Origin of the sequence: Rugamonas aquatica, from assembly GCF_009380215.1 — a bacterium.
In the GTDB taxonomy this organism is placed as follows: domain Bacteria; phylum Pseudomonadota; class Gammaproteobacteria; order Burkholderiales; family Burkholderiaceae_D; genus Rugamonas; species Rugamonas aquatica_B.
The window spans coordinates 856,579-879,114 of record NZ_WHUG01000001.1 but is presented as its reverse complement, the minus strand read 5'-3'; the positions used below and the strand labels follow the sequence as shown (position 1 = coordinate 879,114).

Sequence of the window (22,536 nt, the reverse complement as noted above, 5' to 3'; positions counted from 1 at the left end):
GAGGCAGCGATGACGATACAGGAACAGCGACTCACTCTGACGGCCGACGACGGCCAATCGATCGAAGTCATATGCTGGCAGGGCCGGACCAAGCCTCGCGCCATCGTGCAGATCGTGCACGGCATGGCCGAGCATTCGATGCGCTATCAGCACGTCGCGGAAGCGCTGGTGGCGGCGGACTACGTGGTCTACGCCAGCGAACATCGCGGCCACGGCATGTTGGCGCGGGAACTCGGCGCGCTGGGTGATTTCGGACCACGCGGCTTCCAGGGGCTGGTCGACGACATGGTACGCGTGACGCGCCACGCCGAAGACCGCCATCCCGGCCTGCCGATGGTGATGCTGGCGCACAGCATGGGCTCCATGGCCGCGCAGATCTACCTGCTCGACCACGGCGGGCTGCTGGACGCGGTGGCGCTGTCCGGCACCGCCGCGCTGGAGCTGCTGGACCCGCGCGTCTCCGGCTGGACGGTCGAAACGGCCAACGCCACGGTGCCGGATGCGCAATCGCCGGTGGATTGGCTGAGCCGCGATCCAGCCGTGCCGGCGGCCTACATCGCCGATCCGCTGTGCGCCTTCCCGTTGACCGAGGCGTCGCTGTTCTCGATCTTCGACACCGGCCTGCGCACCGCGGACTCGGCGCAACTGGCGCGCATGCCCAAGGATCTGCCGATGTACCTGTTCACCGGCGACAGCGACCCGGTCAACGGCATGCTGGCATGGTTCGATCCGCTGGTGGCGCGGCTGCGCAAGGCGGGCATGCGCGATGTCTCGACCCATGTCTACGGCGGCGCGCGTCATGAGGTACTCAATGAAACCAACCGCGATGAAGTCATCGCCAATTTGCTCGCCTGGCTGGCCAGGGTGACAGGAGAATTATGAAAGACGTGTTTCAACCGAATCTGCTGGCGGGGAAGGCAGCCTTTATCACCGGCGGCGGCAGCGGCATTAACCAGTGCATCGCCGAGCGCATGGCCGCCGCCGGCGCGGCCGTCACCATCGTCGGCCGCGATCTGGCGAAGGCGCAGCGCGCCGCAGCGGCCATCAACGCGGCGGGCGGCAGGGCGATAGGCCTTTCCGCCGACGTGCGCGACTACGACCAGGTCGGCGCGGCGCTGCATCACGCGCAGCGCGAGTTCGGACGGCTGGACATCGTGGTCGCCGGCGCGGCCGGTAATTTCGTCGCACCGGCCATGGACATGTCGTCCAAAGGGTTTCGTACGGTGATCGATATCGACTTGATCGGCACCTTCAACACCGTGCATGCGGCTCATGAATACCTGGCCAAGCCGGGCGGCCTGGTGCTGGCGATATCGGCGGTGCAGTCCACCATGCCGACCGCCACGCAGAGCCACGTCTGCGCCGCCAAGGCCGGCGTGGACATGTTGATGAAAACCCTGGCCGTAGAGTGGGGCGCTCAAGGCATACGCTGCGTAGGCATCGCCCCGGGTCCGGTCGGCGACACCGAGGGCATGCGGCGCCTGGCGCCGGACGGGCAGCGGAGCTGGGACCGGCTGCTGGGCTGCATACCCCCCGGCCGCGCCGGCGCACGCGAGGAGATCGCGTCGCTGGCCCTGTTCCTCGCCAGCGGCGCCGCCGACTATATCAACGGCGTAGTGCTGCCCATCGACGGCGGCCAGACGGCAGTGGGCGGCCATGAATTCGGCGCCATGCTGGTCGATTCGCTGCGCCCCCGGAGCACCAGCATTTGAAGCCGCCTGTCTTTGATTGTGATGTGCTGGTGGTCGGCGGCGGTATCAACGGCGCCGGCATTGCGCGGGACGCCGCCGGGCGTGGCCTGTCCGTGCTGCTGTGCGAGAAGGACGACCTGGCGTCGCACACTTCGTCCGCGTCCTCCAAGCTGATACACGGCGGTCTGCGCTACCTGCAGTACTACGAATTCGGCCTGGTGCGCAAGGCGCTGATCGAACGCGAAGTGCTGATGCGCTGCGCACCGCACCTGATTGCGCCCCTGCGTTTCGTGATGCCGCACGCGCCCGGCCTGCGTCCGGCGTGGATGTTGAGAGCAGGCCTTTTCTTGTACGACCATCTGGCGCCGCGCAAGCTGCTGGGCGGATCGCAGGGCATCGATCTGCGCCGCCATGCCGCCGGAGCGCCGCTCAAATCGGCCTTCCGGCGCGGCTTTACATACTTCGACGCCGCCGTCGATGACGCCCGGCTGGTGGTCGCCAACGCCATCGACGCGGCGGAGCGGGGCGGCCGCGTGCTAACCCGTACCGAGTGCCTGACCTTGATGGCGGAGGATGGCCGCTGGACGGCAACGTTGCGCGGCGACGATGGCGGGGTAACTGGCGTGCGCGCACGCTGCGTGGTGAACGCCGGCGGATCGTGGGCGATGAAGTTGCGCCATGGCGCTGTGGGCGCGGCCAAAGGCGGCCTGCGTCTGGTGAAGGGCAGCCATATCGTCGTCAAACGTCTCTTCCAGCATGACGACGCTTACATTTTTCAGCATGCGGACGGCCGCATCGTGTTCGCCATTCCGTATCAGGGCGAATACACGCTGATCGGCACAACCGACCTCGATTACGACGGCGACATGGGCAAGGTCGAGATCAGCCCCGAAGAAGTGGCCTACCTGTGCGACTTGAGCAGCACCTACTTCAAACAGCCGGTGCGACCGGCCGATGTGGTGTGGAGCTACGCGGGCGTGCGGCCGCTGGTGGACGACGGCGCAGGCGACGCCAAGGCCGTCACCCGCGATTACCAACTGGTGATGGACGAGGAAGCGGCGCCGTTGCTGTCCATTTTCGGCGGCAAGATCACCACCTATCGCAAGCTGGCCGAGGAAGCGGTCGACCGCGTGTGCGCAGTTCTCGGCGCGCAGGGCCAGGCCTGGACCGCCGGAACCTGCCTGCCGGGCGGCGACATCCACGGCATGCGCCCCGATGATCGTTCAGTGGTCGGCTTCAGCGCGTTTGTGCGCGAGGCGCAGCGCCGATACAGCTGGCTGCCCGCGCGCGTGGTAACGCGCTATGCCCACGCCTACGGCACCCGCATGCACCGCATGCTGGACGGATGCAGCACGCCGGCCTGCATGGGCCGCCAGTTCGCGGCAGACCTGTACGAACGTGAGGTGCGCTACCTTATTGATGCGGAATGGGCGCGCAGCGCCGACGACGTGCTGTGGCGCCGCACCAAGCTTGGACTGCACACGCATCCCGAGACCGCTGCGGCACTGACGGAATGGATGCAGCATCATGCGTGACTACATACTGGCGCTGGACCAGGGCACATCCAGCTCGCGCGCTGTGCTGTTCGACCGTGCAGGCCGCGTGGCAGGCATGGCGCAACAGGCATTCCGGCAGATCTTCCCGCAACCCGGCTGGGTGGAGCACTGCCCGCAGGAGATCTGGAAATCGCAATTGACCGTGATGCGGCAAGTGCTGGCGCAGCAGGGCGTGGCACCGACGCAGCTAGCCGCCATCGGCATCGCCAACCAGCGTGAAACCACCGTGCTGTGGGACCGCGCGACCGGCCTGCCGCTGATGAACGCCATTGTCTGGCAAGACCGCCGCACCGCCGACTACTGCGAGAGCCTGCGCCGCCACGGTCTGGAGCCGTGGGTCGGCGAGAAAACCGGCCTGGTGATCGACGCCTACTTCTCGGCGACAAAGCTGAAGTGGATGCTGGAGCACATACCCGGCGCCCGCAAACGCGCGGAACGCGGCGAACTGGCTTTCGGCACGGTCGATTCCTGGCTGGCCTACAAGCTCACTGGCGCGCACATCACGGATGCGGGCAATGCCTCCCGCACCATGCTATTCAATCTGCATACCCGAACCTGGGATGCGGATTTGCTGGCCTTGTTCGACATACCGCCTGCGCTGCTGCCGCAGGTGGTCGACAGCAGCGGCGTGGCGGCGCATACGCTGCCGGAGCTGCTGGGCTGCCCGGTGCCGCTGGCCGGCATCGCCGGCGACCAGCAGGCGGCCACGTTCGGCCAGGCCTGCCATCGCCGCGGCAGCGCCAAGAACACTTTCGGCACCGGCAGCTTCATGCTGATGAACGTCGGCGCCGAGCCGGTGGCATCGCAGCACAAGCTGTTGTCCACGCTGGGCTGGACGCGCGGGAAGGAGAACAGCTATCTGCTGGAAGGCAGCGTCTTCATGGCCGGCGCCACGCTGCAATGGCTGCGCGACGGCCTGGGCATCGTCGACGACGTGGAGCAGATCGATGCGTTGGCCGCGACCGTGCCCGATGCAGATGGCGTGATGCTGGTGCCGGCCTTCACCGGTTTGGGCGCGCCGCACTGGGATCCGTTCGCGCGCGGCGCGATCCTGGGTTTGAGCCGTGGCTCAGGCAAAGCCCATATCGCCAGGGCTGCGCTGGAAGGCATCGCATGCCAGAACGTCGACGTGCTGGCCGCCATCGAGAGCGACGCCGGCATGGCGCTGACCGAGCTACGGGTGGATGGCGGCGGCTCGCGCAGCGACATGCTGATGCAGTTGCAAGCTGATTTGCTGGGCGTTCCGGTGGTGCGGCCTGTGAACATCGAAACCACGGCCCTCGGCGCGGCCCAACTGGCAGGGCTGGGCGTGGGCTACTGGCAGGGTCTGGATGAACTGGAGTCGCACTGGGTGCTGGAGCGCTGCTTCGAACCGGCCATGAGCCGCGACCAGCGCGGGCAGCAGATGGCGCAGTGGCGGCGGGCCTTGCAACGCGCCGCCGGCTGGCTGGCGCCTTGACGGATTCAGTTCGCGGGGGCGCTGGTCACGTACTCGAAGATCAGTTCCGCCGTCTCGTCGGGGATGGTCAGGAAGCGCGCGCCGTTGCGATAGCGGCCGTGCGTTCCGATCAAGGCGCTGTGCAGCACGATCAGCGTGACTTTGTTCTGGACAACGCTGCCTGGAAAACTGAAAGTCAGCACATAGGTGCTGTCCACCGGCAGCTGGTGATCGCTGAGGAAGGCCACGCCCATGCGCGAAATGTCTATGATTTGTGCGATGGCGTTGTTTTGGCCATCCATGTCGCTGACGTGGGCATCCACTTGTAGCAGCCGGCGTACATGTTCTCGTCTCGGGTCCATCTATCTATACCAGCGAAAAAACGTCAGTATGACAGATTTGAACGTCTACCGAGGCTGAACCTTCAATGCCCTTGGCGCCTGGCGCGGCGTTTCGCCGGAAGGCGCGTGCCTTTCCACCACCAGATGATAGGCAGGATTATTGGTGGTGACACCGAGCTGTTCGAACTTCTCCATGGAAGCGAGCAGTATCGCCTGTTGCGCATCCATGTAGCTGCCGTACGATGAATTGAGAACGTAGAACACCAGCTCGAATTCGAGCGCATCCTGGGTGATCGCTTTGAGGTGCACGCGTTCGAAGCGCACGTTCTGCTGCCGCTCGATGATCTCGCGCAGGGCCGCAGGTATGGCGGAGGCCAGCGCCGGCGCCGTTGCCGGGTTCACGCGCAGCGAAAACTGCACCCGGCGGTTGGACATGCGCTTGAAATTCCGGACCACGTTTTTCAGCAGGTCGGCGTTGGAGATGACGATCTGCTCGCCGCTGTCGGCGCGGATGCGCGTGGTCTTCAGTCCCACATGCTCCACCGTGCCGGAGGTGCCGGCCACCGAGATCGCGTCGCCGACTTCGAACGGCTTGTCCACCGCGATCGACAGCGATGCGAACAAATCGCCCAGGATATTCTGAACGGCCAGCGCCACCGCGATACCGCCTATGCCCAGACTGGCGACGAAGGTGGAGACGTTGATGCCTAAGTTGGACAGCACCGCCAGCAGGAAGACGATCCACAGCATGGCCTTGACGGCCCAGCCGACCAGCGTGTTGGCGACGGTGGACGGCGCGGCTTCATCCTCGGCATGCTGCTGGAAATAGCGCCGCGTGCCGATGGTGACTGCGCGGTCGAGGTACAGCATCAGCTGCAAGCCAAGAACGATAAACCACAGGTGCTGCACGCGCTGATCCCACGGCGGCGCCAGATCCAGCAGCGACAGGCCAAGCAGCAGCGATATCAGGATCACGGCGAGGTTGCTGGTGCGGGCCAGCGTCCCCTTGAGCAGTTCGGCGAATGGCTTTTCGGCCCGGCCTTGCTCGGCCATGCGGCACAGCTGGCGGCGCAGCAGCATCACGCCGGCGTGGATGGCGAGGAAGCTGATTACGGCGGCTGCGATCGCGGTCATCCATTCTTCGGTGCTGACGCCGGCGAGCGGCGCGGTCAGTTTGTTGATGTCCATGTGGGCACCTTTCACGTTAGCGTCGATTGGAAAGCCGTCAGCCTAACCCGAGCTTGCGTTCAGCCTGCGCACTTTTCCAGAATGCATCAGCCGCAGGGTGTGCTGTCGTACATACCGATGCGGCGCCGCTGGCTAGTCTGTATAGATGGCGGTAGGTGCCGCTGAATGGAGACTATGACATGGCAAGCCCGCAAACCAGGCAAAGAAAACAGATCGCCGACGTGCTGTGCAAGGTATTCGGCATGCAGGCGCTGCGCGATGGCCAGCGCAGTGTGATCGAAAGCGTGCTGGCGGGACAGGACACGCTGGCCGTCATGCCGACCGGTAGCGGCAAGTCGCTGTGCTACCAGCTGCCGGCCTGCCTGCTGGAAGGCGTGACGGTGGTGGTGTCGCCGCTGATATCGCTGATGAAGGACCAGGCCGAGAAGCTGGAAGATGCAGGCATCGCCAGTGCGGCCCAGATCAACAGCAGCCTGTCGCGCGGCGACGAGGTGGCTGCGCTGGAAGCGATCGGCAATGCGGACAAGGATGTGATCTTTTGCACCCCGGAGCGTCTGATCACGCCGGATTTCCTGGCGCTGCTCAAGCAAAGCAGCATCGCGCTGGTGGTGATCGACGAAGCACATTGCATTTCACAATGGGGCCACGATTTCCGTCCGGCCTATCTGGAGATAGGCGCTGCGCTGGATGCGCTGGGCCGGCCGTTGCTGCTGGCGTTGACCGCCACCGCCACCGATGAAGTGATCGCCGATATGCGCAAGCAGCTGGGCCGTCCGCGCATGGAGGTCGTCAACACCGGCATCTTCCGGCCCAATCTGCACTATCGCGTGCGGCAAGTGACCAACCCGGAAGAAAAGTACGCGGCAGCGCTGCAACTGGTGCGCGACAGCGCCGGCGTGGGCATCGTCTATACCGCCACCGTCAAGGCGGCCGAGGAGCTGCATGGTCTGCTGCAGGACGCCGGTGAAAGCGTCACGCTTTACCACGGCAAGCTGAAGGCCGCCGAGCGCAGCGAGAACCAGAGCCTGTTCATGAGTGGCGAGCGGCGTGTGATGGTGGCGACCAACGCATTCGGCATGGGCATCGACAAGAGCGACACGCGCTTCGTCATTCACTTGCAGGTGCCGGCCAACCTGGAGGCTTACTATCAGGAGTCCGGCCGCGCCGGCCGCGATGGGCTGGACGCCGAATGCACGCTGCTTTACTACCATGCGGACAAGCGCCTGCAGCAGTACTTCCTGATCAAGCATTATCCGTCCGCCGAAGAGTTGAAGGCGGTGTACGAGGCGGCGGTGGCGCTGGGCCAGGCGTCGTTTACGGAATCCGAACTGAAATCGCTGTTGGAGCAGGTACCGGCCAGCCAGCTGAAAATCTGCCTGAAGATGCTCAAGGACGGCAAGCTGTTGAGCCGCAATCGCAAGCTGGCCTATGTGCTGACCGGCGGCGTGCCGAAGGCGGCGCAGTTTGATCAGATGGCGCGGGTCTACATCGACAAGCATGAACGCGACCGCGAAGGGCTGGAGCAGATGGTGTCCTACGCCCAGAGCGGCTACTGCCGCTGGAAGCTGCTGCTCGACTACTTCGACGACCGCCCGCAGGACTTCGAGCACTGCTGCCAGTGCGACAACTGCCTGTCACCGCCGTCTATCCAGGACAGTCCTGTGCAGCTGGAGCCAGGGACGGAGCCGGCGGGCGTGGACGGATACACGCAACCGCCAGCACCGCCGCCAGTAGCAGCAGCGCACTTGATATCGCCATCGCCAGCTTGATGCCCTCCAGGATGCCGAAGCTGGCATCCGCCACGCCGGCGTCCGCCGCGATCATGGCGCCGAATATCGCCACGCCCAGCGCGCCGCCGACCTGACGCGCCGTATTCAGCACCGCGGACGCGGTGCCAGCCTGGCGCCGATCCACGCCGGACAGGATGGAAGTGGTCATCGCCGGTACCGCCAGTCCCATGCCGGCGGGGATCAACGCGAGTCCCGGCAGCATCTGCACGAAAGTGGCGTGGCCCGATATACCCCACCAGCCCAGCAGCGCATAGCCGCTGGCGCCTATCAGCGAGCCGACGATCATCGGTATGCGCAGCCCGGTCCTTGACGCCATCCAGCCGCTGACGATGTTGGACAGGATGAAGGTCGCCGTCAACGGCAGGAACACCAGCCCCGCATGCAGCACGCTGAAGCCGCGCACTTTCTGAAGATAGAAGCTGAGCACAAAGATCACGCCGTAGTAAGAAAAATTCATCAGCACGCCGAACATCACCGCACCGGAGAAGGGCGCGCTGCGGAACAAGGCCAGCGGCAACATCGGCGATGAGCTGCGCGCCTCGACGCGGATGAACAGCGCTCCGGCTACGCCCGCAGCAGCCAGGCCTGCCCCTACCAGCCAGTGCGACCAGCCCAGTGCTTCGAATTCGATGACGGCGCCGATAAAGCCGGTCAGCGCCACGATGGCCAGCAGCTGTCCCGCCAGGTCCAGTGAACGGTGCGGGTCGCGGCCGGCCGCCGCCGGCACTACGCGGCGGGTCAGCCAGAAGCCGGCAATGCAGATGGGGATATTGACCCAGAAGATGCTGCGCCAGCCCGAGACCGACAGCAGCAGGCCACCCAGCACCGGCCCCGCCGCGATCGACACGCCGCCCGCTGCGGTCCACCAGGCGACGGCTTTTGCCAGCATGGCCTTGTCGTCGGCGTAGGTGGTGTTGAGGATGGCGAGGGAGCTGGGCACCAGCAGCGCGGCGCCGGTGCCTTGCAGCGCGCGGGCGATGTTGAGCACTAGCGCGGTAGGCGCCATCGCACACGCCAGCGAGGCCGCCGTGAACAACGCAAAGCCTGTCATGAAGGTGCGGCGCGAACCGAATTTATCCCCCAGCGCGCCGGCGGACAGCAGGAAGACGGCGAAGCCCAGCGTGTAGGCGTCCACCACCCACTGCAGGTCCGTCACGCTCGCACCCAACTCGCGGCCTATCTGCGGCAGGGCGACGTTGACGATGGTGACATCCAGCTGGACGATGATAAAGGCGAAGCTGCAAGCGAGCAGGATGGCCAGGGAAGGGGGGCGGTCGGTTTTCATGACTGCACTATAGGATGGTTTGACTATTTAAAAAAATGAATAATAATGAAGCTATCTATCTCATTTTAAGAATCGACTATGGAACTCTCCGCCCTGCGCATTTTCAAAGCGGTTGCCGAAGAGGGCAGCGTCACGCTGGCCGCCTCGCGCCTGAACCGCGTGCAGTCCAATGTATCGGCCCGTCTCACGCAGCTGGAGGAGTCGCTGGGCGTGGCCCTGTTCCTGCGCTCCGGCCGCAAGCTGCAGATCACCGCCGAGGGTTCGCGGCTGCTGTCCTACGCCGACCGCCTGTTGCAGCTGGCGGATGAGGCGCAGGCCGCCGTGCAGCCGGACCAGAAGCCGTCCGGCCAGTTGCGTATCGGGTCGATGGAGACCACGGCCGCGGCCCGCCTGCCGCAGGTGCTGGCCGCGTTCCATCGCAAGCATCCGCATGTGGAGCTGATGCTGGATACCGCGCCGACCGACCAGTTGCTTGAGGGCGTGCTGAAACACCGGCTGGACGTGGCCCTGGTAGCCGGCCCGGTGCCGCACGCCGAACTGGCTTGCCTGCCGGCGTTCGAGGAAGAGCTGGTGCTGATTACCTGCCACGACCATCCGCCGGTGGCGTCGCCGCAGGAGGTGGCGCGACGCAATCTGCTGGTGTTCCGTTCCGGCTGTACCTACAGGCGCCGTCTGGAGGCCTGGTTCGCCGAGGGCGACGTGGCGCCGGCGCGCGTATCGGAGTTCGGTACCTACGAAGCGATCCTTGGCTGCGTGGCGGCGGGGATGGGCGTGGCGATCATGCCGAAGGAGATACTCAACCAGCGCAAGCTGGCCAGGACGATACGCCAGCACGCGCTGCCGCCGCATATCGCGCACGTGGAAACCCTGCTGGTATGGCGCAGGGACGTGCTGCACCACCCGGCCCGCAGCGCGTTCGCGGAAAGCCTCGCTTAAGGCTTGGCCTGACGGCGCGGCAGGTGCGCCACCAGGAAGTCGACAAAGGTGCGTACTCGCAGCGACAGGTGGCGCGCGTGCGGGTAGAGCAGGATAAAAGGCCGCGACGTGCCGCCATGCTGTGGCAGCAGTTCCACCAGGTCGCCGCGCTCCAGGTCCTGTTCGACGATGTAGCGGTAGGTCTGCACCAGCCCTGCGCCGGCACGCGCCAGCGTCACGATGCCCAGCACGTCCTCCGAGCAGCATAGGCCGCCGTTGGTCGGCACATCGGTCTCCACGCCGTCCTGCATGAATAGCCACGGTATGCGCCGGCCGGTGCTGGGCAGTTCGAACTGTATGCATTCGTGCTTGGCCAGGTCTTCCAGCTTGCGTGGCCTGCCGTGGCGCTTGAGGTAGACGGGTGACGCCACCAGCACCAGTTCCGCGTCTTCCAGTTTGCGCGCGATGAGACTCGAATCGGCCGGCGCGCGGCCGCGTATCGCCAGGTCGTAGCCTTCGTCGGCGAAGTCGATATTGCGGTTGCTGACGTGGATATCTAGCGTGACTTCCGGGTATTTGCGGCGGAACTCCCCCAGCAGCGGCAGCAGGCGATAGTGGGCGAACGGCGTCGGCGCGCTGACCCGCAGCATGCCCGCCGGCTTGGCCTGGCTGCCTGTGACCTGGCGCTCCGCGTCCGTCAACTGCGACAACGCCTGCCTGCATTGTTCGAAGTAGATCCTGCCGCCGTCGGTCAGGCGGATCTGGCGGGTGGTGCGCACGAACAGGCGCACGCCCAGCCTTTCCTCCAGCCTGGCGATGGAGCGGCTGACCGCAGCGGGCGTAACGCTGGCCGCCGCTGCTGCGGCGGTAAAGCTGCCCAGTTCCGCAGCAAAGCAGAACAGCTCTATGCTGCCCAACAGGACATCGTCGAAATAGCGCTTCATATTCGCCTCATTGATTACATTGTGTATCAATTATCTTGCAATGGCATGTGTTTATCAACGCCGAGGTCATAAGTATAGTGATCTTCACCGTAACCTAAAAGGAGAAACACCATGAAAACAGTGATCGTCACCGGCGCATCGAGCGGCATAGGCTTTGCCATCGCAGAGGCTTACATCAAACGTGGCTACAACGTGGTGGGCAATGCCCGCACGCTGGACCGTCTGCAAACGGCGGCCGCGCAGTGGGGCAATCCCGCCAACTTCCTGCCGGTGGCTGGCGATATCGCCGATCCGGCCACCGCCACCTTGCTGTTCGAGCGCGCCGTCGCGGCTTTCGGCCAGGTCGATATTCTGGTTAATAACGCCGGCATCTTCATCGCCAAGCCGGTCGCCGACTACACGCCGGACGAAGTGAAATCCATCGTCGACACCAATCTGATGGGCTTCCTCTATCCATCGCAGGCGGCGGCGCGGCATATGAGCGCCAACCGCAGCGGCCATATCGTCACCATCACCGCCAGCCTGGCGATCCAGCCGACCGCCAAGGTGCCGGCGCTGCTGCCCATCCTGATCAAGGGCGGCCTGAATCACGCCACGCGCGGCCTGGCGCTGGAACTGGCTGCATCCAACGTCAAGGTCAACGCGGTCGCTCCCGGCATCATCGATACGCCGATGCACGGCAAGGACGAAGGTACGCGCGCCTTCCTGAAAGGGCTTTCGCCCAGCGGGGAAATCGGCGGTGTGCAGGATGTGGTGGACGCGGTGCTGTACCTGACCGAATCCGGTTTCACCAGTGGTGTGGTGCTGCCGGTCGACGGCGGCGCCACCGCCGGCACCTGGTAAGGAGCGGCGTCATGCCCTACGTGAACATCCGCGTTACCAATGAAGGCGTTACGGCGGCCCAGAAGCTGGAGCTGATCGAAGGCGTCACTGACTTGCTCACCCGCGTGTTGAGCAAAGACCCGGCAACCACCTTCGTCATCATCGACGAGGTGGAAACCGATAACTGGGGATTGAACCGCGAGAGCATCACCACGCGCAGGCGACGCCCCAAGGCTGCGGCATGAAGTGACGCTGGGGTCAGGCGGCGTGCTGGATGATGCTCACCGGCGCGCCGGACGCCACCTGTTCCAGTGCGGAGCGCGACAGCACCACGAAGCCGCGCTGGCCCAGCGAGATCCAGCCATTGCGCTTCAACACGCTGAGCGTGCGGCTGACCGTGGCCGGGGTCAGGCCGAGGTAGTCGCTGATGTCCTGGCGCGACATCGGCAGCGGCGAGTGCATCTCCGGCGACGGCGCTTGCGGCGCCGGGCCGGCGCGCTGCAACAGGAACATCACGATGCGCTGGCAGGCGCCGGCGCTGCGCAGGATGGCGGCGGCCAGCTGCTGGCGGTCGATCTCGCGGCTCAGCATCGCGCTGAACAGGTCGCAGCTGTAAGGCTCTTCGTCCATCAGTTCCGCCAGCTGGCGATACTGCACCACATCGATCAGGCAGTCCGTCAGCGCGAGCGCGGAGGCGTGTCGATGCTGTTCGCCTATGGTGTCGATGCCCAGCCAGTCGCCGGGCCGTACGAAATCGATAATGCGCTGCACGCCGTCGCCGCAAGGCTGGTACAGCTTGAGATGGCCGCTGCGGACAAAATGCAGATCGCCGCACACCTCATCCTGCGTGCGGAACAGGTGGGCGCCGCGCGGTACCTGCAGCGAACTGCCAAGCTGGTACTGGGCGAGGTCCATGACCATCATGCGGCCACCAACACGGGTGGCGATGGCGCCCGGCCCAGCGCCAGGTGGTGCAGCGCCGGCATGTCGAGCAGCTTGATGTCGCGGCGGCGCAGTTCGAACAGCGCCCGCTGCTTGAAGTTCAGCAGCAGCCGGCTCACGCATTCCGCGGTGACGCCAAGATAGCTCGCGATATCGCAGCGCGACATCGGCAGCCGGAACTGCTCCGGCTCATGGCCGTATTCGGCGCGGCGCTGCGACAGCGACAGCAGCAGGTCCGCCATGCGCTGCTCCGCCTGGGTGTTGCGCAGCATGAGGGCGGCGCGCTGTTCGCGGCGTATCTCGCGGCTCAACAGGGCGTGCAGGCTGGCGCGCATCACCGGACGACGGCGGCCCTCGAAAGCGTGGCGGTTCCAGTTGATGCTGCATACTTCGCTGTCTTCCAGCGCGACGACGGTGTTGGCATACAGCCTGCTGTCCAACGCGTCCAGACCCAGGAAGTCCGGCGCCAGCGCGAAGCCGATGATCTGCGCCGGGCCGCACTGCGCCGCGCGCAGCACTTTGAAGCTGCCCTTGCGGATGTTGAAGATATGGTCGCCGACCATGGATCCGGCCTCGTAAAGGCTGGTGTGGCGCTCGATGCGTATGCGCTGGCTGGCGTCGCGGTTGCCCGCGGCGGCGCCCACGCAAGTCATGCGGTGTTCGCATTCGGTGCAGTTATTGCGCTCGTTTGAAATGTTCATGATTTTCTACTTTTGCTACGATGAGATCATGTTAGTGATGTGTAACTTTAATTTCTTTGATCCAGATCAATTAATTTCTTGATGAAGATCAGTAGTCTCTGCTGACTGATTTGTTAGTAGCTAGGGTTTTAGATGAAATACTCCATGAGCGCTTGTGCAGCGGCGCCCATCGCCACGGCCGATGCCGACGCCGTCCTGCGCGTGGCTGCAACCGTGTTTGAAGCCGCGCAGGGCATGATGGTGACGGATGCGCGCGGCCGCATCGTGCGTGTCAACCAGGCTTTCGTCCGCATCACCGGTTACGGCGCGGACGAAGTGCTGGGGCAGACGCCGAGGCTATTGAGCTCCGGCCGCCACGTGCCGGGCTTTTATGCGTCGATGTGGGCGGCCATCGCGCGCGAGGGCAGCTGGGAAGGGGAGATCTGGAACCGCCGCAAGAACGGCGAGGTCTATCCAGAGCACCTGAGCATTACGGCGGTGCGCAACCGCGAGGGCGTCATCATCAACTACGTCGCCGCGCTGACCGACATCACGCTCAGCAAAGCGGCCAACGATGAAATCCGCAGCCTGGCCTTCTACGATCCGCTGACCCGGCTGCCCAACCGCCGCCTGCTGCTGGACCGTCTGCGGCAGGTACTCGCGGCCAGCAGCCAGCATGACAGCCACTGCGCGCTGATGTTCATCGACCTCGATAACTTCAAAACTCTGAACGACACCCTGGGCCACAACGTCGGCGACCAGTTGCTGCAACAGGTGGCGGAGCGCCTGCAATCGGGCCTGCGCAAGGGCGACACTGTGGCGCGGCTGGGCGGCGACGAGTTTGTGGTGCTAGTCGAAGGCTTGAGCAGCGGTGCGCGGGACGCGGCCGGAGAAGTCGAGGCATTGGGCGCCAAGATACTGGCGACGCTGAACCGGCCCTACGAACTGGGAAAGCATCTGTGCCGCAGCACGCCGAGCATCGGCGTCACGCTGTTCCATGGCGCGCTGCCGCCGCATCCTGACGAGCTGCTGATGCAGGCCGATATCGCCATGTACCAGGCCAAGCAGGCGGGACGCAACGGCATGCGCTTCTTCGACCGCCAGATGCAGGACCGCATCAGCGAACGCGCGCAAATGGAAAACGACCTGCGCCACGCCATCGAGCGGCACCGGTTTGCACTGCACTACCAGGTGCAGGTCGACCAGCACGGCCAGGCACGCGGCGCGGAAGCGCTGATACGCTGGGTGCGCGACGATGGCGCGCTGGTGTCGCCCGCCAGCTTCATTCCGCTGGCGGAGGAAACGGGGTTGATACTGCCGATCGGCAGCTGGGTGCTGGAGACGGCGTGCGCGCAGCTGAAGGCCTGGCAGCGGGTGCCGGAGATGGCGCACCTGATCCTGGCGATCAACGTCAGTGCCCAGCAGTTCCATCAAGCGGAATTCGGCGAGCAGGTGCGCGCGGCTGTGCGGCGGCACGATATCGATCCGCGCTTGCTGAAGCTGGAACTGACCGAGGGTGTATTGCTGGAGAAGACGGAAGACACCATCTCCTGCATGCAGCTGCTGAAGGCGATGGGGGTGCGATTTGCGCTGGACGATTTCGGCACCGGCTACTCGTCGCTGCAATACCTGAAGCGGCTGCCGTTGAATCAGCTGAAGATCGACCAGTCCTTTGTACGGGATCTGGTCAGCGACAGCAGCGATCAGGTGATCGTACGCACCATCATCGCGATGGCGCGCAGCCTGCAACTGGAGGTGATCGCCGAAGGCGTTGAGACAGAAGCCCAGCGCGCGCTGCTGGAGGAGCTGGGCTGCCGGCGCTACCAGGGCTATATGTTCAGCCGTCCGGTGCCGGAGCCGCAGCTGCGGGCGCTGGTTAAGGATTTACCTCGAACAGCAGCAGTTGTATGACCTGGTTCTTGCCGAAGTTGTCGTCGGAGATGAGCACCAGGCTGGCGTGGCCGTTGGCCAGCATCGGGCCGAAGGACATGCCTTCCAGGTTATCGATCGTCGGCAGGTTCAGTTGGTTGAGGTCCAGGACCAGCCGCTTTTTCACAGGCCGGTAGCTGGCGCCTTGCAGCGCCGGCAGTTGCTGGATGTCGGTGGCGCCGTCGGCGTCGATCTCGAACAGCCGCACATAGTCCTTGTACTTGCCGTCCTCGCCTTGCACGCCGGAGCGTTCCATCACCAGCAACCGGGTGTCGCTGAGCGCGACGATTTCGGAGATGCCGTTGTCCGCGTACTTGCCTTTGCCCGGCGCGGCCGGTATGGCGCTCAGCGGATAGGCGAACTGTTCGAGCACCTTGCCGTCGCGGGCGAAGTGCGTGATGCGGTTGACCGAGCCCTGTTCCGGCGTGGGGGCTTCGCTGTCCTGGTACATCGGGCCTTCCATCGACACCCACAACGTACGGCCGTCCGGCGCGAAGCTCATGCCTTCGAAACTCAGGTTGTTGCGCGGCCCGGTCTTGTGATCGGCGGAGACGCTGAACATGGCGGGCAGCGGCAGCGTCGATAGATAGCGGCCGTCCCGCGTTGCATGGCGCACGAAGGGATCGAGGCCCATGCCGGCATCGCCTTCGCTGGCATACCAGATGCTGCCGTCCTGCGGGTCGACGCGAATGGTTTCCAGATCCGGCACGACACCGCCACGGGTTTTGTATTCCTCCTTGGATGGGTAGGTAGTGCCATCCGGCTGAAGCAGGGTCGATACGCCGGTCAGCTCGACGGAATTGAATGCCTGCAGGTCGTAGGACAGGCGCGCGCGGTAGTAGCGGGCCGGGTTATTGGCCGACCGGTCATCGCTGATAAGCAGCCATTCGCCGCTGGCCGCGTCGTAGTCGATGCCGGACAGGCCGCCAACCATGGTGTCCTGGAACTGCAGGCGCCATGGCAGGCGCTGCTCGCCGATGAAGCGCAGGCTTGCCACGGATTCCGGCGGCGCCTTGGTCGTCGTCATTGGCGCGCAGGCAGTCAACAGGAGCGACAAGGCGAGCAGCGATATGGCACGGCGCCATATAGGCATTGAAGGTTTCATAGTCATGCACGAAGTATAACGTGGGGCAGGCTCTTTCAGCGAGTGGTCCGGCGGCGTTTTTTTGCCAACAGCACGGCGGCCAGCATCAGCAGCGCGGTGATCCACAAGGCCAGCGCAGCCAGCTGCGGCGGTGCTTGCGGCGATACCCTCATCGCGGCGGATGCGGTAAAACGAGGCACGCCGTCGAAGTCCAGGAAGCCATAGCCGCCAAGGCAGGTGGCAGGGCAATGGTGCTTCGCATCGCCCAGCGCCGCCATCTGAAGGGCGCTCTGGAAGTAGCCGCGCAGCCGTAGCTGGTGCTGCTGCACGTCCGCCATGAATCGCTGATGGCGTTCGTTGTCGTTGCCCGCAATGGCTGCCATGCTCTCGTAAACCAGCGTGACAGGGCTGAAGACGAGCGTCTGGTCGAACAGCTGTTGCCTGCGCGAGCGGGCCTGCTGGAACACGCTCTCCACGCCGGCCATCTGGCCCTCCAGCGCCACGGCGCGGTCCAGGCGTTGCAGGCCTGCGGGCAGACGGTCGCCGGCATCGCGCATCGCCCGCACATAGCGTTCGCGTTCCGGCACCGGTGCGGCTAGCTGGATCGCGGCGGTGAAGGCCGCAGGCAGCATGACTGCCAACGCGAGCCACACGCCAAAGCCCGCGAAGGCGGCCATCATGCGGTTGTCGCAAGCCGCGCAGATGGCAATCGTCACTGCGCCCCAGAAGACCGAGTACAGCAGAACGATGCCGCTCCAAATGGCCAGCGCGGACAAGCCTGCGGCATCCGGCTCGACCGCGCCAACGAGCAGCGAGGCGGCCGTGCCGAACACCAGCAATAGTGCACTCGCACCCAGCGTGCGCGCCATCACCTGCGCGGCCAGCATGCTGCCATGACGCACGCCTTGCAGCTGCAATGCGCGCAGGCGATGGCTTTCACGGTCCTGCGTCAGCACCGACGTGCATAGCGCCAGCAGTATCAACGGCCACAGATAGACGATGAAGAAACCCAGGTCGAAGCGTCCAGCCGACAGCCGCGCCGGATGTTCGATCTCCACCGTCGTGCTGGCGGATTGCATCGATTCGGCCCGCACGCGCACATATGCAGGCAGAAGGTCGGCCTGGCCCACGGCCAGCGCGGAGCCTGCAGTCTGCGGCTTGGCGGCAAAGCCGACATGTTCGCGGAATGCGTAGCCTCGCACGTCGATGGCGGTGCGGAACCATTGCAGGCTTTTGAATTCGGCCGCGCCGGGATCGGCGAAGTAGCGCTGCGCCAGCGAGTTCGCCTCGCTACGCGCTTGCGTCTCCTGTGCCTGGGCGGCGGCGATGGCCTGGCGTTGGTGGTGGTCGAAGCGCGTGCCTTCAAACAGGCCGAAGCCAGCCAGCAGCAGTGCAACCAGCAGCAAGGCGATGTTGCCGCGCTCGCGCAGCTGGATGCGCAGGTCGTACGCGATCAATGTAGAAATCTGTTTCATCGTAAGCTTCCGCGACGGAGATGGCGCAAGCCGGTACAGCACAGCAGCAGGCTTGCAAGGAAGAGGAATGCCAGCGGCAGCACTTGGCGCAGTGCCAGCGCACCGAGGTCCAGCGGCGCGTAGGTGAACCGGAACGGCGGTACGCGGTCCCACAGCGATTGGTCGCCGTCGTAGCGCACGCCGTTCTTTTCGGGATTGGCGGTGATCGCGACGTTCAGCACCTCTTGTATCGCGCGGCGCTGCTGCTCGGCGCCGTTGACGAACTGGATGTGGTGAGCCGTGTCGCTGCCTGCCGCGGAGCCGGACAGGCCGGCCAACGCCACCGCCGGCGACAGCCAGCCGGCCAGCGCGGCCGCATTGTCCTGGCTGCGCATGGCTGCGAACAGGCGGCCGTAGTGCGCGTCGAACAGGCGATTGCCATGTTCCTCGCCGCGCCGCAGGCTGATGCCCGCCCAGTTGACCGGCAAGTCCTTGACGTCGCTAACGCCATATTGACGCAACAGCTGCTGCTGGTCGCGCCTGGCCTGATCTGGATCGTCCGGCGTGCCGAGTGCGGCGTCGAGATCTGCACGGAACTGCTGCATCGTCGGCAGCGGCGCCGCCAACTGCGCCAGTTCGATGGCCGCGCGCGGCAGCACCAGTGTGGTGGCTGCCCACAGTCCGATCAACACCGCCAGGCTTGCACGCAGCGACGGCGCCCATGCCGAGACGCCTGCGATCAAAGCCGCCCAAGTGCAAAGGTAGAACAGGTAGCCGCCACCAAACAGCACAGCGCGTGCGGCGCCGTCGCTGAAGGGAGAGCGCGCCGCCGTGGCCCATTCCAGCACACCGACCGCCAGGCACGCGGGCAGCACCAGCGTCGCGGCCAGGCATAGCAGCACCGCCGCCCGCGCCAAGGCGATGGCGCCCAGCGGCGCAGCATTGATGCGCAGCGACGCCAGCGTGCCGCGTTCCCGTTCGCCGGCAAACATGCCGAAGCCAAGGAAGACCATCGCCATCGGCGCGATCACCAGCAGTACGAATGCGGGCGTGAGGCGGAACTGGCGCGTGGCGCCGGGTTCATCGTCGGCAGGGCGGTAGATCAGCTCATTCTGCTTGTGCGCTTCCAGCCATACGCTGGAGCCGACATAGCGCTCCACGCCGGGATCCAGCGCCGCCAGCACCGACAAGGGTTTGAAGACATAAACACCATAGTGCGCCGCCGCATGCGGATACTTCTTGCCTTGATGCGACCAGCGCTCTTGCTCCGCATGCTGCGCGTCGGCGCGCGCCGCCAGCGTGGCGTTCAACTCCAGCGACGACAGCAGGGCCGCGCACACGGCCAGCGCCAGGCCGACGCCGATCACCAGCCACACCCGCCAGTCGCGGCGGCGTTCGCGCCAGTCGGCCTGCCATGCGCCATGGCAGGCTGTCGCCCAGGCCCGCCAGCCGGCGTGGCCGGCCCGCTCAGTTGCGGCGGGCGAGGATGTCAAGGTAGTTACGTTCAAGTTCGCCTGCATTCAATTCTCCCAGTCTCCATTCACCGGCCAGTCGGCCACCCACCAGCATGCCGCAACGATCCGCCAGCTCCTGCGCGCGGAACAGATCGTGCGTTGCCATCAGCACCGCCGCGCCGTCTTTCGCCAGCGAGCGCACCAGCTCCCCGAAACTCACACTGGCCTCGGGATCGAGCCCGGATGTCGGTTCGTCCAGCACCAGCACCTGCGCGCCCTTGGCCAGCGCCATGACGATGCCGACTTTCTGACGCATGCCTTTCGAATAGCCGGAGGCCATGCGGTGCCATGTATGTTCCGGCAGGCCGGCACGTTCCAGCAGCGCCTCGATCTGTTTGCGGCTTGGACGCTTGCCCAGCAGCCGCATGAAGAACTCGACGTTCTCCACGCCGGTCAGGCGTTCGTACAGCGCGATGTTCTCGGCGATGTAGGCGGCATGTTCGACGGCGGCACGCGCTGGCGGAAGGCTGGAACCTGCCAGGCGGATGCTGCCGCCGTCGGCCTCCACAAAGCCCAGCAGGCAGCCGATGGTGGTGGATTTGCCAGCGCCGTTGGGGCCCAGCAGCGCGTAGATCTCGCCGCCATGCACGTGCAGGTCCAGCGCGTCGACCACAGTGCGGCCGTCGTAGCGCTTACTCAGTTGTTCGATGCGTATCATTCAGGCTCCCTAGAAGGCGTAGCGCACTTCGGCTGACAGCGTGCGTCCCGGATAGGGATGCAGCTGGTAGGCGCGGTTGTTGTTGAGGTTATCGATGCCGATGGCGACTTCCGTGCCTTTGGCGGGTTTAAGCAGCAGCCGCACATCCAGCTGGCTGACGCGGGATACGCCGCCGTAGACATCGGAGTTGTAGTCGCTGTTATTGATCTCGTTGAACTGCGCGCCTGCATAGCGGTAGGTCGCGGAGGCGCTCCAGGTGTCGGCCGGCGCATAGGTCAGCGTGGTGGCCGAACGCACACGCGGCACGCGCGCCCAGTTCTTGCCGACCGAAGGCAGATAGTTGTCGTTCTCCAGGATGGTGGATTTGCTGAACGCGATATTGGCGTCCGCGCTCAGGCCCTGGATACCCAGCCTGTCGATCTGGCCGACCAGCTCCAGTCCGCGCGTGCGTACGCGTCCGACGTTCTGCACATTGGTCACATTGGGGAAGACGTTGAGGTTCAACTGGCTCCAGATGGTGTTGCGCACGTCGTCCTGGAACAGCGAGGCGCGCAGGCTGCCGATTGCGTAGCGCTGTTCCGCCATTAGCTCCAGCGCGTTGGAACGTTCGGGCTTCAGGTTCGGATCGTTGACGATGATGCTGCTGCCAGCAGTCGTTCCCTGGAATAGTTCGGCCACGGTGGCGAAGCGGGTTCCGCGCGCGGCGGACAAACGTACGGTGGTGTCGTCCGATGCGTCCCAGGCCAGTGAGAATTTCGGCGACCACGCTTGTTCGCTGCGGCGCGGGTACGGTGGCGCGGCGGCACCCATGCGCTGCACGCCGTTGGTGGCTTCCCACGATTCGGCGCGCAGGCCGAAGGTGGCTTGCCAGTGCGGCGCGAAACGCCAGGCATCCTGTCCGTACGCCGCCAGCACCTGAGTCTCGCCGCCGACAAACTGCGCTTCCGGGCCGTTGGCGTTGCGCCAGTCGGCGGTGGTGCGGGTTGTCTGTTTGAGTTTATAGTCGTCCGCGTGCAGGCCGAAGGTGAGGGCGTGTGCGCCGCCGGTCCAGTCGCCCGGTGTCGGCGTGTAGGTCGATTGCAGGTCGATGGAGCCGAAGCCGCTGCCGTCGCGGACCACCGCGTTGCCGGCGCCGCCGCTGGCCGCAAGCGGATCGGCGCTGCCGGCGTTGCGCTGCACGTCGTCGAGAATCCGATAGACGCTGGCGGAAACGCTGGCGTTCCAGCCGGTCTTGTTGCGGCTCTTGACCGTCAGGCCAGCCTGGCCGTGATGCTCGTCGCGGGTGTACGGCGCAAAGGTGGATGCCGGCAACACGAAGACGTTGGCGCCGTCGGTGACGCGGCCCGACCATACGCTGCCGCCGGATGCGTCGCGCAGGAAGGTCTGGTTGCGCGTTACGCTCTGGTTGCCCCACCAGGCTATGAAACCTTCAGCGCCCAGCACCGGCGAGAAGTCATAGCCGAAGGTGGCCTTGACGGTGTTCTGCTGCGTGTGGTCGATGGCGCCGGTGTTGGCGCCGAATATGGCGCGCCTGGTGCCGAAAGGCCCGGTGTCGTAGCGTATGCCTGTCACTGGCGTGGCCGCGCCGCCGCCGGCCGGCGTCGGGAAGTCGCCCGCTGCGTTGGCGGTGACGGTGTAGTAGCCCATCGGCTGGCTGGTCGAGTCCTGATGGTTGAGCATCAGCTTGTACCACAGGCCGGAAGCCAGCCTGTCGCCGATCAGCGCCGAGCCCTGATAGTTGCGGTAGTGGCCCTTGTCGCCGTACTGGTCGAAGCTCTGGTCCTGCATCGCCAGCCGCACCGCGCCGCCGAACTGCGTCGGGCGGCTGGTGCTGACGGCGATGGTGGTGCCGATTGCGTTGCCGGGATAGAGCGCGGAGAAGGGGCCGTACAGCACATCGATGCGGGTGATCTCTTCCGGCGCGATCATGTTCCAGCGCGGCGCGTCGAAGCGGCCCAGGAAGTTCGACAGCAGATAGCCGTCCATCGTCACCAGTGCGCGCGGCGCCTGCGTTGTGGAGAAGCTGCGGCCGCCGACCAGCGCATTGCGGTCGCCGCTATAGCGCTTGCGGATCGTCATGCTGGGCAGGTTGCGCAGCGCGTCTTCCGGGTTGAAGATGTTCTGCTGCTGGCGCAGTTCTTCCTGCGTTTTGGTGACGCTGGTGGTCGGCAGGTCGGGATCGAGTCCGCTGCGGGCGCTGTTGATGGTCACGGTGGGCATGGTGGCGTCGTCCGCGCAGGCGTAGCCGCCGGTGGCCAGTGCCAGCGAGATCGCTGCGGCCAATGGTCGTATGGTCAGGTTCATA

The 22,536-nt window shown here is 65.2% G+C and carries 19 protein-coding genes and 1 pseudogene; 9 read left to right on the top strand and 11 right to left on the bottom strand.

Going from position 1 to position 22,536, the window contains the following annotated elements; genetic code table 11:
- Positions 1–9: 9 nt before the first annotated feature.
- From GEV02_RS03800 to glpK, 4 genes are read left to right on the top strand one after another with little or no spacing between them, the layout of a single operon-like run.
- Positions 10–882 (top strand): alpha/beta fold hydrolase, encoded by an 873-nt coding sequence (locus GEV02_RS03800; protein ID WP_152836602.1) that lies wholly within the window; start codon positions 10–12, stop codon positions 880–882.
- On the top strand, positions 879–1,712 hold the full coding sequence (locus GEV02_RS03795; protein ID WP_152836601.1) for an SDR family oxidoreductase: 834 nt from the start codon (positions 879–881) through the stop codon (positions 1,710–1,712). Before GEV02_RS03800 ends, GEV02_RS03795 begins: the two co-directional genes overlap by 4 nt.
- The gene (gene glpD / locus GEV02_RS03790; protein WP_152836600.1) at positions 1,709–3,226 is read left to right on the top strand and encodes a glycerol-3-phosphate dehydrogenase; all 1,518 of its coding nucleotides are present in this window, start codon (positions 1,709–1,711) and stop codon (positions 3,224–3,226) included. Before GEV02_RS03795 ends, glpD begins: the two co-directional genes overlap by 4 nt.
- Entirely contained in the window at positions 3,219–4,706 is a 1,488-nt protein-coding gene (gene glpK, locus GEV02_RS03785; protein WP_152836599.1) for a glycerol kinase GlpK, read from the top strand. The genes glpD and glpK overlap by 8 nt, the downstream gene beginning before the upstream one ends.
- 5 nt (positions 4,707–4,711) lie before the next feature.
- Here glpK and GEV02_RS03780 read toward each other — a convergent pair whose 3' ends face one another.
- Positions 4,712–5,047 carry a PilZ domain-containing protein gene (locus GEV02_RS03780; RefSeq protein ID WP_152836598.1) on the bottom strand — a complete coding sequence of 112 codons (336 nt, stop codon included), beginning with the start codon at positions 5,045–5,047 and terminating at the stop codon, positions 4,712–4,714.
- A 45-nt stretch (positions 5,048–5,092) separates the two neighbouring features.
- Positions 5,093–6,214: a mechanosensitive ion channel family protein gene (locus tag GEV02_RS03775; RefSeq protein ID WP_152836597.1), complete on the bottom strand. Its 1,122-nt coding sequence runs from the start codon at positions 6,212–6,214 to the stop codon at positions 5,093–5,095.
- Positions 6,215–6,393: 179 nt separating this feature from the next.
- Here GEV02_RS03775 and GEV02_RS03770 point away from each other — a divergent pair.
- Positions 6,394–7,836 (top strand): annotated as a pseudogene (locus GEV02_RS03770) (RecQ family ATP-dependent DNA helicase); the annotation flags it as partial.
- Between the two features lie 22 nt (positions 7,837–7,858).
- On the opposite strand, the gene GEV02_RS03765 reads toward GEV02_RS03770, so the two are convergent.
- Entirely contained in the window at positions 7,859–9,289 is a 1,431-nt protein-coding gene (locus tag GEV02_RS03765) for an MFS transporter (RefSeq protein WP_408014842.1), read from the bottom strand.
- A 78-nt stretch (positions 9,290–9,367) separates the two neighbouring features.
- Between GEV02_RS03765 and GEV02_RS03760 the strand changes: the two genes are divergently transcribed.
- Entirely contained in the window at positions 9,368–10,225 is an 858-nt protein-coding gene (locus GEV02_RS03760; protein WP_152836595.1) for a LysR family transcriptional regulator, read from the top strand.
- On the opposite strand, the gene GEV02_RS03755 is transcribed toward GEV02_RS03760, so the two are convergent.
- A complete protein-coding gene (locus GEV02_RS03755) occupies positions 10,222–11,148 on the bottom strand; it encodes a LysR family transcriptional regulator (RefSeq protein ID WP_152836594.1) in 927 nt (308 codons plus the stop codon). The two genes, GEV02_RS03760 and GEV02_RS03755, sit on opposite strands and share 4 nt — an antisense overlap.
- Before the next feature lie 111 nt (positions 11,149–11,259).
- Here GEV02_RS03755 and GEV02_RS03750 point away from each other — a divergent pair, with 111 nt between their 5' ends.
- Together GEV02_RS03750 and GEV02_RS03745 are read left to right on the top strand one after the other, a co-directional pair.
- A complete protein-coding gene (locus tag GEV02_RS03750; RefSeq protein WP_152836592.1) occupies positions 11,260–11,991 on the top strand; it encodes an SDR family NAD(P)-dependent oxidoreductase in 732 nt (243 codons plus the stop codon).
- 11 nt (positions 11,992–12,002) lie between these two features.
- Positions 12,003–12,215 (top strand): 2-hydroxymuconate tautomerase family protein, encoded by a 213-nt coding sequence (locus tag GEV02_RS03745; RefSeq protein WP_152836590.1) that lies wholly within the window; start codon positions 12,003–12,005, stop codon positions 12,213–12,215.
- Between the two features lie 13 nt (positions 12,216–12,228).
- On the opposite strand, the gene GEV02_RS03740 is transcribed toward GEV02_RS03745, so the two are convergent.
- Entirely contained in the window at positions 12,229–12,894 is a 666-nt protein-coding gene (locus tag GEV02_RS03740; protein ID WP_152836588.1) for a Crp/Fnr family transcriptional regulator, read from the bottom strand.
- On the bottom strand, positions 12,891–13,613 hold the full coding sequence (locus GEV02_RS03735) for a Crp/Fnr family transcriptional regulator (RefSeq protein WP_152836586.1): 723 nt from the start codon (positions 13,611–13,613) through the stop codon (positions 12,891–12,893). Before GEV02_RS03735 ends, GEV02_RS03740 begins: the two co-directional genes overlap by 4 nt.
- A 144-nt stretch (positions 13,614–13,757) precedes the next feature.
- Here GEV02_RS03735 and GEV02_RS03730 point away from each other — a divergent pair, with 144 nt between their 5' ends.
- Positions 13,758–15,503 carry a putative bifunctional diguanylate cyclase/phosphodiesterase gene (locus tag GEV02_RS03730; protein ID WP_235922639.1) on the top strand — a complete coding sequence of 582 codons (1,746 nt, stop codon included), beginning with the start codon at positions 13,758–13,760 and terminating at the stop codon, positions 15,501–15,503.
- On the opposite strand, the gene GEV02_RS03725 is transcribed toward GEV02_RS03730, so the two are convergent.
- Genes GEV02_RS03725 through GEV02_RS03705 form a run of 5 tightly spaced genes read right to left on the bottom strand, consistent with a single transcriptional unit; the run spans position 15,469 to position 22,535 of the window.
- Positions 15,469–16,614 (bottom strand): esterase-like activity of phytase family protein, encoded by a 1,146-nt coding sequence (locus GEV02_RS03725; RefSeq protein ID WP_152836582.1) that lies wholly within the window; start codon positions 16,612–16,614, stop codon positions 15,469–15,471. The two genes, GEV02_RS03730 and GEV02_RS03725, sit on opposite strands and share 35 nt — an antisense overlap.
- A gap of 47 nt (positions 16,615–16,661) precedes the next feature.
- Positions 16,662–18,080 (bottom strand): DUF3526 domain-containing protein, encoded by a 1,419-nt coding sequence (locus GEV02_RS03720; protein ID WP_152836580.1) that lies wholly within the window; start codon positions 18,078–18,080, stop codon positions 16,662–16,664.
- Positions 18,077–19,567: a DUF3526 domain-containing protein gene (locus tag GEV02_RS03715; RefSeq protein WP_174998946.1), complete on the bottom strand. Its 1,491-nt coding sequence runs from the start codon at positions 19,565–19,567 to the stop codon at positions 18,077–18,079. The genes GEV02_RS03720 and GEV02_RS03715 overlap by 4 nt, the downstream gene beginning before the upstream one ends.
- Entirely contained in the window at positions 19,527–20,231 is a 705-nt protein-coding gene (locus tag GEV02_RS03710; protein ID WP_152836576.1) for an ABC transporter ATP-binding protein, read from the bottom strand. Before GEV02_RS03710 ends, GEV02_RS03715 begins: the two co-directional genes overlap by 41 nt.
- Positions 20,232–20,240: 9 nt before the next feature.
- Positions 20,241–22,535: a TonB-dependent receptor gene (locus tag GEV02_RS03705; RefSeq protein WP_152836574.1), complete on the bottom strand. Its 2,295-nt coding sequence runs from the start codon at positions 22,533–22,535 to the stop codon at positions 20,241–20,243.
- Position 22,536: the final 1 nt, after the last annotated feature.

Coding starts and splice junctions, on each gene's coding strand:
- GEV02_RS03765 (WP_408014842.1), bottom strand. CDS start 9,289: ATGAAAACCGACCGCCCCCCTTCCCTGGCCATCCTGCTCGCTTGCAGC.
- GEV02_RS03710 (WP_152836576.1), bottom strand. CDS start 20,231: ATGATACGCATCGAACAACTGAGTAAGCGCTACGACGGCCGCACTGTG.
- GEV02_RS03735 (WP_152836586.1), bottom strand. CDS start 13,613: ATGAACATTTCAAACGAGCGCAATAACTGCACCGAATGCGAACACCGC.
- GEV02_RS03720 (WP_152836580.1), bottom strand. CDS start 18,080: ATGAAACAGATTTCTACATTGATCGCGTACGACCTGCGCATCCAGCTG.
- GEV02_RS03750 (WP_152836592.1), top strand. CDS start 11,260: ATGAAAACAGTGATCGTCACCGGCGCATCGAGCGGCATAGGCTTTGCC.
- GEV02_RS03755 (WP_152836594.1), bottom strand. CDS start 11,148: ATGAAGCGCTATTTCGACGATGTCCTGTTGGGCAGCATAGAGCTGTTC.
- GEV02_RS03740 (WP_152836588.1), bottom strand. CDS start 12,894: ATGATGGTCATGGACCTCGCCCAGTACCAGCTTGGCAGTTCGCTGCAG.
- GEV02_RS03730 (WP_235922639.1), top strand. CDS start 13,758: ATGAGCGCTTGTGCAGCGGCGCCCATCGCCACGGCCGATGCCGACGCC.
- GEV02_RS03705 (WP_152836574.1), bottom strand. CDS start 22,535: ATGAACCTGACCATACGACCATTGGCCGCAGCGATCTCGCTGGCACTG.
- GEV02_RS03745 (WP_152836590.1), top strand. CDS start 12,003: ATGCCCTACGTGAACATCCGCGTTACCAATGAAGGCGTTACGGCGGCC.
- GEV02_RS03795 (WP_152836601.1), top strand. CDS start 879: ATGAAAGACGTGTTTCAACCGAATCTGCTGGCGGGGAAGGCAGCCTTT.
- GEV02_RS03780 (WP_152836598.1), bottom strand. CDS start 5,047: ATGGACCCGAGACGAGAACATGTACGCCGGCTGCTACAAGTGGATGCC.
- GEV02_RS03760 (WP_152836595.1), top strand. CDS start 9,368: ATGGAACTCTCCGCCCTGCGCATTTTCAAAGCGGTTGCCGAAGAGGGC.
- GEV02_RS03800 (WP_152836602.1), top strand. CDS start 10: ATGACGATACAGGAACAGCGACTCACTCTGACGGCCGACGACGGCCAA.
- GEV02_RS03725 (WP_152836582.1), bottom strand. CDS start 16,614: ATGCCTATATGGCGCCGTGCCATATCGCTGCTCGCCTTGTCGCTCCTG.
- glpK (WP_152836599.1), top strand. CDS start 3,219: ATGCGTGACTACATACTGGCGCTGGACCAGGGCACATCCAGCTCGCGC.
- GEV02_RS03775 (WP_152836597.1), bottom strand. CDS start 6,214: ATGGACATCAACAAACTGACCGCGCCGCTCGCCGGCGTCAGCACCGAA.